At 57.6% G+C, this 16,130-nt stretch carries 12 protein-coding genes; 8 read left to right on the top strand and 4 right to left on the bottom strand.

Annotation, left to right across the window (positions count from 1 at the left end; genetic code table 11):
- The first annotated feature begins 117 nt into the window (after window positions 1–117).
- The 3 genes from gspL to HUJ17_RS03435 are packed head-to-tail and all read left to right on the top strand — an operon-like array spanning window position 118 to window position 3,033.
- Complete coding sequence (gspL, locus tag HUJ17_RS03445) at window positions 118–1,254, top strand: type II secretion system protein GspL (RefSeq protein WP_290509364.1); 1,137 nt, start codon at window positions 118–120, stop codon at window positions 1,252–1,254.
- Window positions 1,251–1,766: a type II secretion system protein GspM gene (gspM, locus tag HUJ17_RS03440; protein WP_290509363.1), complete on the top strand. Its 516-nt coding sequence runs from the start codon at window positions 1,251–1,253 to the stop codon at window positions 1,764–1,766. The genes gspL and gspM overlap by 4 nt, the downstream gene beginning before the upstream one ends.
- A gap of 1 nt (window position 1,767) precedes the next feature.
- The gene (locus HUJ17_RS03435) at window positions 1,768–3,033 is read left to right on the top strand and encodes a hypothetical protein (RefSeq protein ID WP_290509362.1); all 1,266 of its coding nucleotides are present in this window, start codon (window positions 1,768–1,770) and stop codon (window positions 3,031–3,033) included.
- A gap of 167 nt (window positions 3,034–3,200) precedes the next feature.
- Here the strand turns inward: HUJ17_RS03435 and HUJ17_RS03430 are convergent, their stop codons facing one another.
- Window positions 3,201–4,889: a CocE/NonD family hydrolase gene (locus HUJ17_RS03430; protein ID WP_290509361.1), complete on the bottom strand. Its 1,689-nt coding sequence runs from the start codon at window positions 4,887–4,889 to the stop codon at window positions 3,201–3,203.
- A gap of 48 nt (window positions 4,890–4,937) precedes the next feature.
- Here HUJ17_RS03430 and HUJ17_RS03425 point away from each other — a divergent pair, with 48 nt between their 5' ends.
- The 3 genes from HUJ17_RS03425 to HUJ17_RS03415 are packed head-to-tail and all read left to right on the top strand — an operon-like array spanning window position 4,938 to window position 8,523.
- Complete coding sequence (locus HUJ17_RS03425; protein WP_290509360.1) at window positions 4,938–5,696, top strand: DUF1461 domain-containing protein; 759 nt, start codon at window positions 4,938–4,940, stop codon at window positions 5,694–5,696.
- Window positions 5,686–7,695, top strand: coding sequence for a PEP-utilizing enzyme (locus HUJ17_RS03420; RefSeq protein WP_290509359.1), 2,010 nt, complete (start codon window positions 5,686–5,688; stop codon window positions 7,693–7,695). The genes HUJ17_RS03425 and HUJ17_RS03420 overlap by 11 nt, the downstream gene beginning before the upstream one ends.
- Window positions 7,696–7,725: 30 nt before the next feature.
- On the top strand, window positions 7,726–8,523 hold the full coding sequence (locus tag HUJ17_RS03415; protein WP_290509358.1) for a DUF2189 domain-containing protein: 798 nt from the start codon (window positions 7,726–7,728) through the stop codon (window positions 8,521–8,523).
- A 44-nt stretch (window positions 8,524–8,567) separates the two neighbouring features.
- On the opposite strand, the gene metH is transcribed toward HUJ17_RS03415, so the two are convergent.
- Window positions 8,568–12,275 (bottom strand): methionine synthase, encoded by a 3,708-nt coding sequence (gene metH, locus HUJ17_RS03410; protein ID WP_290509357.1) that lies wholly within the window; start codon window positions 12,273–12,275, stop codon window positions 8,568–8,570.
- Between the two features lie 291 nt (window positions 12,276–12,566).
- On the opposite strand from metH, the gene HUJ17_RS03405 reads away from it, so the two are divergent.
- Entirely contained in the window at window positions 12,567–13,385 is an 819-nt protein-coding gene (locus HUJ17_RS03405; protein WP_290509356.1) for a mechanosensitive ion channel domain-containing protein, read from the top strand.
- Between the two features lie 11 nt (window positions 13,386–13,396).
- Complete coding sequence (locus HUJ17_RS03400) at window positions 13,397–14,170, top strand: DUF481 domain-containing protein (RefSeq protein WP_290509355.1); 774 nt, start codon at window positions 13,397–13,399, stop codon at window positions 14,168–14,170.
- A gap of 358 nt (window positions 14,171–14,528) precedes the next feature.
- Here the strand turns inward: HUJ17_RS03400 and HUJ17_RS03395 are convergent, their stop codons facing one another.
- On the bottom strand, window positions 14,529–15,902 hold the full coding sequence (locus HUJ17_RS03395) for an NAD(P)(+) transhydrogenase (Re/Si-specific) subunit beta (protein WP_290509354.1): 1,374 nt from the start codon (window positions 15,900–15,902) through the stop codon (window positions 14,529–14,531).
- A gap of 3 nt (window positions 15,903–15,905) precedes the next feature.
- Window positions 15,906–16,130, bottom strand: a 225-nt coding sequence (locus HUJ17_RS03390) for an NAD(P) transhydrogenase subunit alpha (protein WP_290509353.1), incomplete at its 5' end; no start/stop codon positions are given.

The following is a 16,130-nucleotide window of genomic DNA, read 5'->3' as shown; positions in this document are numbered from 1 at the left end:
ACGCCACTCGAACCGGCGTGCAATCCCTTCTACAATGCCGACGGTAGCTGATAAAAAGCCAGACGCAGCCCGCGATTGGGATGCATGCTCAAGAATAATGATGGAAGGACAGATAGCGTGGCAGATGCTCCCTTGATTTATCTCGCCGGCGCCGGGGAAACGCAGTGGCAACCGGATAGCCCAGTGCTTTACCAGTCCCGTAGCGGTGAAGCCGTACAATGGCTCGGCCTTGGCGAGGCTCTGCAGGCCTGTCAGGGTGGCAACGTGGATCTGGTAGTCAGCGTCTCCTGCGCCCGGTTGACCCACGTTTCCCTGAGTCGCAAACAGGCTCGTCACCTTCAGCGCGTCCTGCCATACCTGCTGGAAGAGCAGCTGCTCGACAACCCGGACGACCTTTGGTTCGTGTCCCGTAAGGGTAGCGGAGACGACTATCAGGTGTCGGCGGTGCGCCGGGAGCTGATAACCGGCCTCCAGCAATGGGCAAGGGAGGCAGGTGCTCATCTGGCTTCCTTGCAGGTCGATGCCGATTGTCTGCAGGCCTTGTTGCCGTTGACCGCCGACTTGGGCAACCGTCAACAGTTGCTGTTGATCGACCGGGAGCAAGGTCTGGTCATCGATGAGGATCAACAGGAAGCGTTTGCGCCTTTGTTGGGAGACAGCCTTGATCAGGCTCGTCAGGTTGACTTGCAGACCCTGTTCGACGACCTGCGACAGCGTCATGGGCAGGAGCTGCTGACCGGCCCTTACGCTCCACGACAGAATCGCCGCCAAAGCGCATTGCTGGGCCCCTGGCGTCCGGTCGCCTATTTGGCTGCTGCTGTTTTTCTGGTTGCAGTGGTTGCTATCTGGGTACAGCAGTGGCGCTACCAGCAGGCAGCGAACATGGCTCTGGCTCAAGCCAAACAGCGCTATGAGCAGCTGTTCCCCGGTGACAAGGCAACCTCCGCGCTGAATCGCCAGTTTCAGGGGCGCTTGGCGCGACTTGGGGGTGGCACCGATGGCGGTGGTGCCGCTTTCTTCCCGCTGCTTGCGCCGGTGGCCAAGGTGCTCAAGGAGATGAAGGTGGAGCCCAAGCGACTCCAGTACGACCAACGCCAGAATGTGTTACTGGTCGATGTTGGGGCCAAGGATTATGCCCAGCTTGAAGCTCTGCAGAACGCCATAAGAAAACAGGGGGGGAATGCCTCCATTGCTAACTATCGCAATGGCGCCCAGGGCGTCAGTGCCCGCATCAAGGTGGAGCAGCCAGGATGACATCTGCTGAATTGAAGAAGCTGGCTAACGAGCGCTGGTCCCTGCTGCAACAGTGGTATGCCAGTCGGGAGGCCCGTGAGCAGATGGTGCTCAAGGTGCTCGCCGCAGTGGTTGTTTTCGTGGTGTTGTACTGGCTGATCTGGGCGCCATCATTGGCGGCCAGGGATCAGGCTCGCCAGCAGTATGTCGCCAATATGCAGACGCTGGAATGGATTGAGGCCAACAGTGGCGCAGTGCAGGCTGCACGTGCCGGAAGCAATAACACCAGCAGTTTGCCAGAGAACTGGGTGAGCGACGTTAGTCGCACTGCAGATGACTTCGGCCTTACCCTGAAAGGCTTCTCCCCGGATGGCAATCGCTCGGTACGTATTCAACTGGAAGATCAGCCCGCCGCCCAGACCGTGCTATGGCTGCAGTCCCTGCAACAAAAAGGGGTGCAGTTAGGCAATCTGGAAATGACGCCGGGAGGCAAATCCGGTACTGCCACCGTTCGGGCTACCCTGCAGCAATAATATGACGCTTCGCCTGATCCTGGCTTTCAGCATTCTGGCTTTCACCGCTGTGGCGGAGGCTCAATGCCGCTTCGACCCTCTGGATCGAGGCCGTGTTGTGAAAATTTCCGGCGCTGAACTTCCTGCTGCTTTAGCCATGCCGCTGTCTGATCTGTCGATAATGCGGGTGGAGAAAGGCCGGTTTGTCCCGGTGGCCTACCAGTTTGATGAAATGGACCAGAAGGGCATGGTCTGGTTTGAAGACTCTGGCTTTGAGCTGGCCGGTTCTCCTGGCCACCTGGATGTGGCAGACCAACTGCTGATGATGCTCACCGATGCAGGCCCGCGGGCCCCAGAGGGGTTCAAGCCGGATCAGGGGCAGGTGGTTGCCGGACTGACAGTTGCTGACGATTGCCATTTTTATCTGGTGCGTGGCAACGATGCACGCAGCGACAATTACTACGTAGCCCACGACATCGCCAGTGGTGAGACCCGCACGGCGCTCTATCAACTGGATGTGGATCCGGATAATGAGCTGAACTGGCACTATCTTGGGTACCGGGGCTACCAGGGTGAGGGCTCTATCATCGACACCCTGAAGATGCGCATGAGTGCCGGTGTGCTGTCCCGGTTTACCCGGATGACTCTGGATAACCACAATCTCAGGCCAAAACGTGTGGGCTTTTCTGTGGGGCCGATTCGTTCAGTCATGCATTTGCGCACCCGGGTGGTGCTGGCCGGTATTCCTGTTATGACCATTCAGGTTCAGGCCATGCGTTATGCTTCTCACTACGAGGCTCATACCTACGCCAAAATCCCTGACCTCTATCGAGCCACCCTGAAAGAGCCTGAGGTTTCGGTCACTGTAGATGGTAACGATCAGTCAGGAGCTGCTGTCTATACGGCGAATTTTGTCGATAACCCGGTGATTGTTGACGGCAAGGCGGATGATCAGGCGTTTGCGAATCAGACATTGCCCATGGACGCCAACTGGATCCTGTTCGACAGCAAACGGGATTTTGCCTTGCTCACCCACCTGACAGTACCAGAAGCACTGATGAACACCCCGTTGGCACTGATCTATCAGGATGATGCTTCACTGGCCGTTGAGCCGGAACAGTTTCACGGCCAGCTGCCTAACCTGGGTTATTCTCTGCATGGGTGGCCTCAGCCGGAAGAGCTGCGGTTTACCGTGAGTCTTTATTTTGAAGACGGGTTGAAAGGGTTTGCTGCGGATGAATTTGCCCGCCAACGCTCTGCAGAAGTGCCGGTCCACGTCAGCCAATGATGAATAGCATCCGGCACCATAACCGGGCTTTCACATTGGCTGACACTAAGGCGGGGCGTGTTGCCTGGAGCGGGTCAGCCTGAAATTTCCAGGAGCTTGCTCTGTGGGAAGGGTTATTGGGGCCGCAGTTTTGCTCAGCAAATTCTGCGGCCTGTGACAGCTCCGCTTTAGAAAGGCCGCTCAGGAACCAGAGAAATGGCTTCTTCCCGGGTCAGTGGCAACCATATATCCCCTTTTACCGTAGCGTTCCTGGCCAGAAAGGCTGAGTTCAGTGGAAACTGGGCCGTAAAGCCGTAAATCACCAGGCCGACACGGTCACCATCTTCCAGTGGCTGACTGACCGCTGGTAATTCCATGCTGTGGATACCCTTTTCCGGCAGTGGTGTCAGTTGTTCGCTGGCAACGTGTACCCGGCGACGGTTGGCGTGCTGAATGCCCACCCCTACAAAGACAGGCATGCTCTTGCCGCCGGAGGTGCCGGCCAGGCTCAGATCGATACGAGGCTTGCCCAGTAAGACTTCATCGTCGCCACGGGCCACATAGAGCGGAACGAACTTTGGCCGACCGAAACCACCATTGGGTTTCAGTTCGCGCAGATCCGCACCGGGCCACATGGCGCGGAACATATCTCCACCGATATCAAATCCCGCCATCAGCCACTCAAAGGCTCCGGCCAGGGGAATGGTCACGCGGGTAGGAGAGAGGGCATAGCGGTTGCCGCCGTCGATGATGCCACTGTCTTCCATGGCAATCCCGCGGTCACTGGTGACATTGATGCAGTACTGCGGCACGGTAGGTTTTTCGCCACGCAATTTCTCGTCCCACCAGTTGATGATGGTATCAACGGTGGTCTCGCTGTAGTCGCCGCAGTGAACCATGTCGTCGGTCTGGTAAAAGGGCAGCCAGCCACGCCATTTCTGGATCGGCCAGGGCATTACATGGCCACTTTCCATGCCAATAATGCGAGCGTCACGGCCTTGAGCCTGCCAGCATTCATAATTCATTTCTGCCTGCTGGAAGGGGAAAAGGCTGTCGCTGAAACCCTGGATAAAGAGTGCGTCCGCATGGGGCGTTTTGCCCTGGTCGCAGAAACTGGCGGCGCTGCGTTGGTACATCAATTCCTGCATGTCACGACTGACGGTGCCGTCGAAAGCACTGCGCCAGGGATCGGCAAACATCTCACCGATATCAAAACCGCTATTTATTCCCCCAAAGCCAAGTAATACCGCTCCCCAGGCAGTGCGGAATTCGCCATTCGGGGCGATACTGTTCATGTCATACCAGCCGGTAAGTGGTACCAGGGCCTTCAGTCTAGGTTCGGTAAATGCTGCCAGTGTTTGCAACCCGGCACCGTAGGATTCGCCGATCATGCCGATGGCGGGGCTGCCGTCTTCCAGGCGCTGCACGCCGGGCAGGTGCGCCAGTGACCAGTCAATCACCTGGCTCAGGTCGGCCACCTCATAATCCGGGTCCATCATATGGACGCGACCACTGGACTGACCCCAGCCTCGCTGGTCATAGAAAACCACCCAGTAGCCGGCTTTCCAGGCTGCAATGGCGGCCTCGCCGGTGAGGATCGCTTTACCATAGACGGACAGTGGCCGCTTGGCGCGGAAGCCTCCGAAGCCATGGGTGGCAATCACCAAGGGAGCGCTCTGGCCACTTTGCAGTTCTGGCTGGTACACGGTGGCTGCCAGTTTCTGGCCATCCCGGGTGGGAATGCGAACCTGGTAATAATCGGCTTCCAGAGCTTGTCTGGTAAGGCGGTCATTGGTCTTGGGTAGAGTGGTGGTGGTACAGCCGGTAATGGCGAAGGCGCCCAAAAAAAGGGCTATCGACATGAAGAGCGGTCGCATGGCGCTACGTCCTCTGTTTATTATTCTGGTTTATGCTTGTGGGGTACTATGAAAAAAACAGTACAAAAAAGCCCGATCGCTGCCACTTTAGTGTGGTTCTTCTACGCTGTCACGGCTGTATTGCTTTCGGTGTTGATCAGTTGGGCGCTGTACAGCCAGGCCAATTATGGGTATGGCTTCTGGTACCAGCAGCTTGATATTGGTGCACACATAGAAGAGTACGGCCCACAGAATCGCTTCCGTTATGGTTTTGAGCAATTGCCGAGCGAGCAACACCACCGGGCATTCGAGCAAATTCGTGATGCGGTTCACCAGCAGGGTGAAGGTCTGGCAGATATTCATTACACGCTACCGGGCAGGGCACCGATACCGCTTCTGCATGAAGCGGAGGTCCGTCATTTGCAGGATGTTGCCGATCTGATAGATGCCGGGCGCTGGTTGATGCTGGCCTTGGCGTTGCTGTGGCTGCCGCTGGCCCTGTTGTGTATCAGCCTGGGTATGCCGCCCATGCGGCGGCGAATGGGGATAACTGTTTTCGGGGTAGGGGCTGTGATAGCGTGGTTGGTCGTTGCCGGGCCGACTCAGGTTTTCTATCAGTTCCACTTGTGGCTGTTTCCTGCCGAAAATGAGTGGTTTTTCTACTGGCAGGATTCGCTGATGAGTACCCTGATGAAAGCGCCGGTACTGTTCGGGGGAATTGCCGCGGTAATCGCTATTGGGGCGCTGTTGCTGATGCCGGTTTTGTACTGGTTAGGGCTGCGGTTGTCGAAAAACATCGTCAAACAAGAATCAGGTCATGGGCATTGAAGTACTGACTGCTGACGCGCAGGGCAGCGAAAACCTGCAGCGCTGGGCGGCCATGGGGCTGCCTGTGCCGCCAAGCTGGCGGGTAGGCCGGGATGTGGTGCAGGACAGCTCCCCGGAATCCCTGGCACAACAACTGCGCGCCTTGCCGCGCATGTTCAGCGAAGAACGCTATTGGGTCCTGCAACAGGGGCCGATGAATCCGGATTCCCGCCGTGAAAGCCTGCTCAATCTGGATTCCGATGAGTCGCTTGCAGCGGCGTTGCGCAGCATCTTCCAGCGTGAACAAGGACCGGATCATGTGGTGATCCAGGCATTACCGCGCCAGCAGGCCGCCGGTGTGCTTTTTACCCGCCACCCGTTAAGACAGGACCTTCCCCATATGGTGGTGGAAGGGGTGCTTGATGGTAGCAGCGAGCGCCAACGGCTGATCTTCGATGATGACGGACGTCTGGTGCATGCCTCCCACGAGGAATTGGCCCTTGGTGACCAGGTTGGCGCGCCACTGTTGCGTGAGCTCCATGAGCGGCTTAAACAAAACTTTCAACGCCCCCAGGCCGGTGAATGGGTCTTTGATGGGCAACAGTTGTGGCTCCTGCAAACCCTGCCGGTGGGCTCACTGCCCATGCCCAGGGAGGCATGGACTCGCAGGGCAGGGAACGGATTGTTCACTCAGGTGGAAACACCATTGTGGTACACCCTGGCAGGACGCTGGCTGAAGACCTCCTTCTGGGAGCCTCTCGTCGTCCGTGAGGGCTGGCAATCGCTGGCCAAGGTCGAACCCTACCGTCGCCAGCACAGCCATCTGTACACCAACTGTGCATTTTTCCGAGAGCTGCAAAATCAGCATGCAGGGGCCAGCCGCTTTCTGCCACCGGCATGGCAACAGCTTGAGGGTCGTGCTGATCCGGTTACGGGCAGCCACCTGATGGACAGATTCACGGTTTACCGGCACCAGTTGACGCTGGCCAGGGTGCGCAGGGACTTGAAACGCTGGCAGCAGCCGGCCGCTACCCAGGAAGGGCTATGGCGCGCCTTAATGCAGCTTGATGCCATGGGCGAACGACTGAGCGGCGTGGAGGGGGAGGTCGGATACCTGGCCTTGCCAGACCGCAGTTGCCACTACACGGCGCCTTTTCCCCTGGAAATGCTGGTCACAGGTGCCGAGAAAAACGCCATCGATGCTTTGGTGGCTGAACGGCCCGAGGCACTAAGGGAAACCGGTCTGCGCCCGGGAGCAGACCCGGTACACGCGCCACTGAACGAAAGCCCTGCCCAGGCCAGCAATCTCAATGGTCTGTATGCGAGCGCCACAGGGGATCTGCCCACCTGTGCCGTGCCCTCAGAGGACGATGCTCGCTGGTTGTCGCTGGCTCGCCAGGCTCGTGGCCTGCGCTTTGCCATCGGTAACCGGCTGCGAGGTTTGCTGCGCGCCATGGGTGCTGTGTCGGTGAATCAGGGGCGGCTACAACATCCGGATGATATTTATTTTCTGTACTTCGATGAGCTCTGGCAGCTCTGGATGGGACAACAATTGCCTGCCAGTGCCAGTCGTGAAGTGATTGGCGACCGCAAATTACGTTACCTGGATGACGGTTTGCAGGGGGCACCGGACTGGAAAATGGACCAGATTGGTTATGGTTTTGGCGGCGGTCAACGCCTTAGCCCGCTGCTGCGCGGCTTGCCGCTGGTGCCGGGCAGGGTAGAGGGGCCGATACGGCGGGTGTGTAGCGCCTGGAGCCTGAATCGGATCTGCCCCGGGGATATTGTGGTCGTCGACCAGGTGGAGCCTGCCTGGCTGCCGTGGCTGGTTCAGGCGGGTGGTCTGGTTATCGCAGAGAAAGAGCCTTGCAATGGTGCTGCCAGCCTGGCGGTCAGTTATGGGATTCCCGCCATCTGGTCCGCCAGTGATGTGATGCACAGTGTCCAGGATGAGCTGATTGGTCATCTGGATGCCACCCGTGGCAGTCTTGATGTGTCCGCAAAGATTGCCGAAGATTGAACAGGTATTGTCTCACCATGCGGCCATGCCATGAGCAACGATAACAATCATCAGGAAGAGGATACCCGCCCCTTTGTGGCGCCCTGTCATAGCATTGCTCCTTCGGCGCCGTTGCGCTGGTTGCGTAAGGGCTGGCAGGACTTTCGTGCCGCACCGGGGCCAAGCCTGATCTATGGCTTTATCATGGTCGGCCTTAGTTATCTGATCACGGCCGCCACCTGGTGGTTTGGCAATATGGGCCTCTACCTGGGCCTGATTTCCGGGTTTGTTTTTCTGGGGCCGATTCTCGCCTTGAACCTCTACGATATCAGTATCCAGATCCAGCAGGATCAGACCCCGACACTCAAGGAAAGCCTGCGCCAGGCTCGCCATTGCATGGGGGATACGCTGACCTACACCGTCATAATGATTGTGGTCTTTCTGATATGGGCGAGGGCGGCCAACCTGATTTATATCTTTTACCCGGTCAATGAATGGCACTGGAATGACATCCTGCTGTTCTTTGGGGTGGGCAGCAGTGTTGGTGCGGTCTTCTGCGCCATTATCTTTACCGCCAGCGTGTTCTCACTGCCGATGATCATGGATCGTCGCACGGATATGGTGACAGGCGTGATTACCAGCATTAATGCGGTATTGCGCAACAAGCTGCCGCTGGTTCTGTGGGCATGCCTGATCGGTATATGTTTGCTGGTTGGGCTGCTGACGGCCTATCTGGGGCTTGCTGTGTTACTTCCGGTGCTCGGCTATGCCACCTGGCATGGTTACCAGGAATCGATTGATGCCAGCGACTGGGAGCCCCGCTTCGAGCTCCCGCATCATCCGCGCTGAAATAGCCTAGTTGAGGAGCCCCTTCGAGGCGCTCCTTGTGCAAGTCAGCCCTGTTCTTCGTCCATATAACCCAGCAGGTGCGGCACCATCCGCTCAATCTCCTTGCGGGTCATCCCCTTGCGGGCGGCGTAGTCATCCATCTGATCCTTGGCCAGCTTGCCGGTGCCGAAGTACTTGGCCTCCGGGTGGGAGAAATACCAACCGGACACCGCCGCTGCAGGCAACATGGCGTAGCTTTCGGTCAGTGTCATACCGGCATTCTTTTCCGGCTCCAGCAGCTCCCAAAGCAGGGCTTTTTCTGTGTGGTCCGGGCAGGCCGGGTAACCGGGAGCCGGGCGGATGCCCTGGTATTTTTCGCTGATCATGTCCTGGTTGCTGAGTGCCTCATCGCTGGCATACCCCCAGTATTCCTTACGCACTTTTTCATGCATGCGCTCGGCCAGCGCCTCAGCCAGTCTGTCAGCCAGGGCCTTGAGCATGATAGAGGAATAGTCATCGTGGTCGGCCTCGAAGCGAGCCACGTGTTCCTCAATCCCGCTACCTGCGGTAACAGCGAAGCCGCCCAGCCAGTCGGTGAGACCGGTTTCCTTTGGTGCAATAAAGTCACTGAGGCAGAAATCCGGTTTGTCGTTCTTGGTCCGGTCAAGCTGTTGACGCAGGTGATGAAGGGTCATGAAGGCCTTCTCATCACCGGGTTTGCGGTACAGCTCAATATCATCCATGACCGAGTTGGCCGGCCAAAAACCTATTACAGCTCGGGCAGTTAGCCACTTTTCTTCAACAATTTTCTCAAGCATAGCCTGGGCATCACGGTAGAGCTTGGTGGCTTCGGTACCCACCACCTCGTCTTCCAGGATGCGTGGGAATTTGCCTGCCAGCTCCCATGAGCGGAAGAAGGGCGTCCAGTCGATGCGCTGAACCAGATCTTCCAGCGGGTAGTCGTCGAACACCTTCAGGCCTTTTACTTTTGGCTCGGGCGGGGTGTAGCTGGACCAGTCTGGCTGGAAGCGATGTTGTCGGGCCTGCTCGATGGAAATCAGGCTGCGGTCTACCTGCTGCTGTTTGCGACGTACACGCAGGCCTTCATAGGTTTCCTTCAGCTCTGCGACATAGTCAGCCTTGGCAGTCTTGGAGAGCAGCTTGGAGGCCACACCCACGGCCCGGGAGGCGTCGGCCACGTGAACCACCGCTTCCTGGTAGGCCGGGTCGATTTTTACTGCGGTATGGATGCGACTGGTAGTGGCGCCGCCGATCATCAGCGGCAGATCCATACCCAGGCGCTGCATTTCGCTGGCCACGTGGACCATTTCATCCAGGGACGGGGTGATCAGGCCTGACAGGCCGATGATATCCACCTTCTCGACCTTGGCAGTTTCCAGAATCTTGTCGCAGGGCACCATTACGCCCATGTCCACCACATCGTAGCCATTACACTGCAGCACAACACCGACGATGTTCTTGCCGATGTCGTGGACGTCGCCTTTCACTGTGGCCATCAGGATCTTGCCGTTGGCTTCGTCCTGGGTGCCCAGCTCTTCTTTTTCCTTTTCCATGAAGGGCAGCAGGTAGGCCACCGCCTTTTTCATCACCCGGGCGGATTTCACCACCTGGGGCAGGAACATCTTGCCCTCGCCAAACAGGTCGCCGACCACGTTCATGCCATCCATGAGCGGGCCTTCGATTACGTGCAGTGGACGGGCGGCATTCTGCCGGGCCAGTTCGGTGTCTTCATCCACGTAATCGGCAATGCCTTTCACCAGGGCGTGCTGAAGGCGCTTTTCAACCTCCCACTCGCGCCAGGCCAGGTCTTCCTTCTTGACCTTTTCGGCGCCGCTGCCACGGTATTTCTCTGCCAGATCCAGCAGGACCTCGGTACCGTCCTCGCGCCTGTTGAGGACTACATCCTCCACCGCGTTGCGCAACTCCTCGGGAATATCCGAGTAAACCGCCAGCATGCTGGGATTCACGATACCCATGTCCATGCCGTTCTTGATGGCGTAGTACAGGAACACCGCGTGAATCGCTTCGCGCACGGTGTCGTTGCCGCGGAAGGAGAAGCTCACGTTGGACACCCCACCGGAAATCATGGCGTGGGGCAGGGTGCTTTTGATGTCAGACACGGCTTCGATAAAGTCCACCGCGTAGTTGTTGTGCTCCTCGATGCCCGTGGCGATGGCGAAAATGTTCGGGTCGAAAATAATGTCTTCCGGCGGGAAGTTCACTTCCTCAGTGAGCAGTTTGTAGGCGCGGGTACAGATCTCCACCTTGCGCTCACGGGTTTCCGCCTGGCCTTCCTCATCGAAGGCCATAACGATGACGGCGGCACCGTAACGACGCAGTAACCGGGCCTGGTGCAGGAACGACTCTTCACCTTCCTTCATGGAGATGGAGTTCACCACGCCCTTGCCCTGGATGCATTTCAGGCCTGCCTCGATCACCTCCCATTTCGAGGAGTCGATCATGATCGGCACCTTGGAGATTTCCGGTTCGGAAGCCACCAAATTGAGGAACTTCACCATGCACTCGGCGGATTCCAGCATCCCCTCGTCCATGTTGATGTCGATGATCTGGGCACCGTTCTCCACCTGGTCGCGGGCAACATCCAGTGCCGCGTCGTAATCCTCCTCCTTGATCAGGCGTAAAAAACGCTTGGAACCAGTCACATTGGTGCGTTCGCCCACGTTGACGAACAGGGAGTCCTTGCTGATGGTGCAGGGCTCAAGACCGGAAAGACGGCAGGCGACCTCAATCTCGGGAAGCTTGCGCGGCGGCAGGTCTTGCACGGCCTCGGCCATGGCAGCGATATGCTCCGGCGTGGTACCACAGCAACCGCCGATAATGTTGAGAAAGCCTTTTTCCGCCCAGCCGCGGATTTCTTTCGCCATGGTCGCCGGATCCAGATCGTACTCGCCCATTTCGTTGGGCAAGCCAGCGTTGGGGTGGGCGGACACATAGGTCTCGGAGATGCGCGACAGCTCTTCGATATAAGGGCGTAGCTCCATGGGGCCCAGCGCACAGTTAAGTCCGACGCTGATGGGCCGGGCGTGGCGCAGGGAATTGTAGAACGCTTCTGTAGTCTGCCCGGTAAGCGTACGGCCTGAAGCATCGGTGATGGTGCCTGAGAGCATCACCGGCAGATCCAGGCCGTTCTCATAGCAGTACTGGTCAACAGCAAAAACCGCGGCCTTGGCGTTCAGGGTGTCGAAGATGGTCTCGATCAGAATCAGGTCGATACCACCTTCCACCAGTCCATCCAGGGCTTCCAGATAGGCTTCCACCAATTTGTCGAAATTGGTGTTGCGGAAGCCTGGGTCGTTCACGTCCGGGCTGATGCTGGCCGTGCGGTTGGTGGGGCCCAGCACCCCGGCCACATAGCGGGGTTTGTCCGGCGTAGACGCTTCGTCGGCGGCTTCCCGGGCCACTCGGGCGGCCGCCACATTGATCTCCCGTGCCAGGTCCTGCATGTCGTAGTCGGCCATGGCGATGGAGGTGGCGTTGAAGGAATTGGTCTCGATGATGTCGGCACCAGCGTCCAGGTAACCCTTGTGCAACTCCTTGATACGCTCCGGCTGTGTCATGCACAGCAGATCGTTGTTGCCCTTCAGGTCACTGGGCCAATCGGCAAAGCGGCTACCGCGAAAGTCTTCCTCGGTGAACTTGCAGCCCTGGATCATGGTGCCCATGCCGCCATCCAGAATCAGGATGCGTTGTTGCAGTTGGGCGGTCAGGGGCGCACGCACGCTCTTGGACATTGGAGACTCCGACAGGACAGCAAATGTGACCGCGCATTATACCGGCCAGCAGGCCAGATACCCAGTAATCGCCGCTTATAGATGGGCAAATCCGGGAGCAGCACGCGTTTCGGACTGGCCATGGGCGTTTGAAGGTTTCATTATGTGTGGCAAGCCGACGGCGGGGCGGGGTCTGTACTTCGTTTTGTCAGGTGAAACCTTTGTAAAATCCTGCGCTGGCCTATCGTCCGTGTCTTGGGCCCGGCGCAGGAATGGGCATAATTCGCGCTCACTGGATGAGGAGTACGCTTAATGGATCAATATCTGTCTCAACTTGAAACCTTTGCCAACGAAAACCTGATGCCCTACGCGTGGAATATCATCGCGGCGCTGGTCATCTTTATTGTCGGTAAATGGATAGTGGGCAAGCTGGCCGGATGGCTCGGCCGGGTGATGGACAAGAAACTGGACACAGAAGTGGCCAAGTTTCTGAGTAACATCATCCATGTCCTGTTGTTTGTTTTCGTGATCATCGCCTCTCTGGACCAGCTGGGTGTGGAAACCACCTCTCTGGTTGCCATTCTCGGTGCCGCCGGCCTGGCCGTTGGTCTGGCATTGAAAGACTCCCTGGGTAACTTTGCTGCCGGGGTGATGCTGATCATGTTCAAACCGTTCCGGGTCGGCCATTACGTCGAAGCTGGTGGCACCTCTGGCACGGTCAAGGAAATCCGTATTTTTGCCACCATCATGAACAGCCCGGATAACAAGGTAATCACCGTGCCAAACGGCTCAATCATGTCCGGCAATATCACTAATTATTCTGAATTGCCCACCCGCAGGGTAGATATGGTGTTCGGTGTTGCTTACGATGCGGACCTTTCCGTGGTGAAGAAGGTGCTGGAAGAGGTTCTGGCCGCCGACGAGCGCGTTCTCAAGGATCCGGCTCCGACCATTGTGGTGGGGGAACTGGCTGACAGCTCTGTGAATTTCCTCTGTCGCCCCTGGGTGAAGAGTGCGGATTACTGGCCGGTACTCTGGGACACCACGGAAACCGTGAAGCGCCGCTTTGATGAAGCAGGGATTGGCATTCCGTTTCCGCAGATGGATGTACATCTGGACAAGAGTGAGTAGAGGAGAGATTCATGCGCAGTAAGTATCTCGCTGCCATGCTGATTGCCGCCGGGTTGCCGGCGGTTTCGGCAGCGGCCGAGGAGGGCACCAGCGAAGCAAGCAAGTGGTCCGGGGACATTTCCGTTGGCCTGCTGTTCAAGCGCGGTAACACGGATTCCGATTCAGTGAATGCCCACGCTAATGCAAGCCGCGATAGTGCATTCTGGCGTCATCATTTCAAGGCAGATGCCAACAACGAGAAAGAGCGCGACCCGGATACGGAAGAATACAACCGCACAGACGAGAACTACTTCGCCTCCTACAAGCTGGATCGTAAGCTGGGCGAGGAATCCCGGAATTACCTGTTCAATGTGGCTACCTATGAGAAAGACAATTTCTCCGGGTTTCACTACCAGGCCAGCTACGCTGTCGGTCTGGGTCGTCGTGTAATCGATCGTGATGCGCATACGCTGGACCTGGAAGCCGGTCCCGGTTACCGCGTTCAGTGTCTGGAACCGGAAGATTCCTACGGTGACTGTGCTGATACGGAAGAAAGCGCCATTGCTCGCTTGGCGCTGAAATATCACTGGCAGATCAGCGAAAACGCTGAATTCCAGGAAGAGATCAGCAGTGAAGTGGGTGAAGATTCCACCAGCACCCGGATGGAAACGTCCCTGACCAGCAAGATCAACAGCCATTTCGCTTTGCGGCTACGCCATTTGCTGGAGCATGAATCCAAGGTGCCCGCGGGGACCAAGGAATCGGATCATCAGGTATCGGTGGGACTGGTTTATACGTTCAAGTAACGAAATGCAGCATGCTTCACGCTGCAGGCAGCATGAAAAAGCCCGCCTCAATTGAGGCGGGCTTTTTTTTGTGTATCGTCGAGAGAAAGTGACACAGGCTCTGACGTCGGAGGCCGGACGCTATAAACGGAAAAGCCTCTGGCCGTGAATAGCTATCTCTGCCTCCACCGGGCCTGGACTGGCAATCTCCCAAGAAGCGTTGAGGAGCAGGCTGGTTTCGGTTTCAGGCGTCCGCTTCCGGCAGTCTGAATTCCCGTAAATCCGTGATGAACTCTTGGGGCAGTTGGCCTGAAGAATCGAGGGTTCAGGCACAAAAAAAGGGGAGCCGAAGCTCCCCTTTTTTGTGATCACGTGCGGATCATCCTTCTTTCAGAGCGGTAGTGATATCCAGCACCGCGCCTTTGCCGTCGCCGAACAACATCAGGGTGTTGTCCTTGGCGAACAGCGGGTTGGGCAGGCCGGCGAAACCGGCGCTCAGGGAGCGTTTTACCACAACCACGGTTTTGGCCTTGTCCACGTTGAGGATGGGCATGCCATAGATCGGGCTGCCTTTGTCCTCACGGGCCATGGGATTGGTCACGTCGTTGGCGCCCAGCACGATGGCCACATCAGTCTGCTCGAAGGTTGGATTGATGGTATCCATGTCCTTGAGCTTGTCGTAGGGCACTTCGGCTTCTGCCAGCAGTACGTTCATGTGGCCAGGCATACGGCCGGCTACCGGGTGGATAGCGTATTCCACTTCGATACCCATCGCTTCCATGGTGTCAGCCATTTCGCGGACCGCGTGCTGTGCCTGGGCCATGGCCAGACCAAAGCCGGGCACAATGACCACGCGGCGTGCAGTTTCAAGCATCATGGCGACTTCGTCTGCGGAGGTTGACTTCACCTTGCCAGCATAGACTTCGTCTTCATCCATGGCTTCGCCGGCTTCCGCCATTACACCGAACAGAACGTTGGTGAGGGAGCGGTTCATGGCTTTACACATGATGCTGGTCAGGATCAGGCCAGACGCACCGACCAGGGAACCGGTGATGATCAGGGCGCTGTTGCCCATCACGAAACCGGCAGCGGATGCCGCCACACCGGAATAGGAGTTCAACAGGGCAATCACCACCGGCATGTCTGCACCACCAATCGGCAGTACCAGCAGCAGGCCGAGGAACATGGCCGCAACCACCAGGCCCCAGAACACCATTTCATTACCCGGGTTGGCGACCAGATAGCCGATGCCAACGATAGAGCCGATAAACAGAATGGCGTTAACCACCTTCATGCCCGGGAAGCCCATGGGCTTGCCGTCGATGAGCTCCTGCAGCTTGGCGAATGCCACCAGGGAACCAGTCAGCGTCACTGCACCGATCAATACGGCAGCACCGGTAGCAATCACAGATACAGTGTCGTTGGCGGAACCGCGGAAAAACTCGGCAGCCGCAACGGAGAAGGAGGCGCCGCCACCAAAACCGTTCAGCAGCGCGATCATCTGCGGCATGGCAGTCATCTGTACCTTCTTGGCCATGACAGCGCCAATCAGGCCGCCGACAACAACACCGGCGATGATCACTTCATAGGTAACAATATGCTCGTTGAGCAGGGTAACCACGGCGGCAACACCCATACCGGCAGCAGCCAGCAGGTTCCCGCGCACGGCAGTTTTCGGCTTGGTCAGCCCCTTGATGCCCACCACAAACAGGCAGGCGGCGATCAAGTAGGCGATATCAATCCAGTTCTGCATGAATTACTTCCTCTTGAACATCGCCAGCATTCGATTGGTGACCATGAAGCCGCCAATCACGTTGATGGTGGCCAGCACCACAGCGATAAAGCCCAGCACATTGATCAGCATGCCGGAGTCGGAGCCGGCAGCGATCAGGGCGCCCACTACAGTGATGCCGGAAATCGCGTTGGAACCGGACATCAGCGGGGTGTGCAGGGTGGGCGGAACCTTGGTGATCAGTTCCAC

The sequence above is a fragment of the Alcanivorax sp. genome (assembly GCF_014762765.1).
Classification (GTDB): Bacteria; Pseudomonadota; Gammaproteobacteria; order Pseudomonadales; family Alcanivoracaceae; genus Alcanivorax.
This window is presented reverse-complemented; position numbering and strand designations above follow the sequence as displayed.

Coding starts and splice junctions, on each gene's coding strand:
- gspM (WP_290509363.1), top strand. CDS start 1,251: ATGACATCTGCTGAATTGAAGAAGCTGGCTAACGAGCGCTGGTCCCTG.
- HUJ17_RS03435 (WP_290509362.1), top strand. CDS start 1,768: ATGACGCTTCGCCTGATCCTGGCTTTCAGCATTCTGGCTTTCACCGCT.
- HUJ17_RS03430 (WP_290509361.1), bottom strand. CDS start 4,889: ATGCGACCGCTCTTCATGTCGATAGCCCTTTTTTTGGGCGCCTTCGCC.
- HUJ17_RS03425 (WP_290509360.1), top strand. CDS start 4,938: ATGAAAAAAACAGTACAAAAAAGCCCGATCGCTGCCACTTTAGTGTGG.
- HUJ17_RS03420 (WP_290509359.1), top strand. CDS start 5,686: ATGGGCATTGAAGTACTGACTGCTGACGCGCAGGGCAGCGAAAACCTG.
- HUJ17_RS03415 (WP_290509358.1), top strand. CDS start 7,726: ATGAGCAACGATAACAATCATCAGGAAGAGGATACCCGCCCCTTTGTG.
- metH (WP_290509357.1), bottom strand. CDS start 12,275: ATGTCCAAGAGCGTGCGTGCGCCCCTGACCGCCCAACTGCAACAACGC.
- HUJ17_RS03405 (WP_290509356.1), top strand. CDS start 12,567: ATGGATCAATATCTGTCTCAACTTGAAACCTTTGCCAACGAAAACCTG.
- HUJ17_RS03400 (WP_290509355.1), top strand. CDS start 13,397: ATGCGCAGTAAGTATCTCGCTGCCATGCTGATTGCCGCCGGGTTGCCG.
- HUJ17_RS03395 (WP_290509354.1), bottom strand. CDS start 15,902: ATGCAGAACTGGATTGATATCGCCTACTTGATCGCCGCCTGCCTGTTT.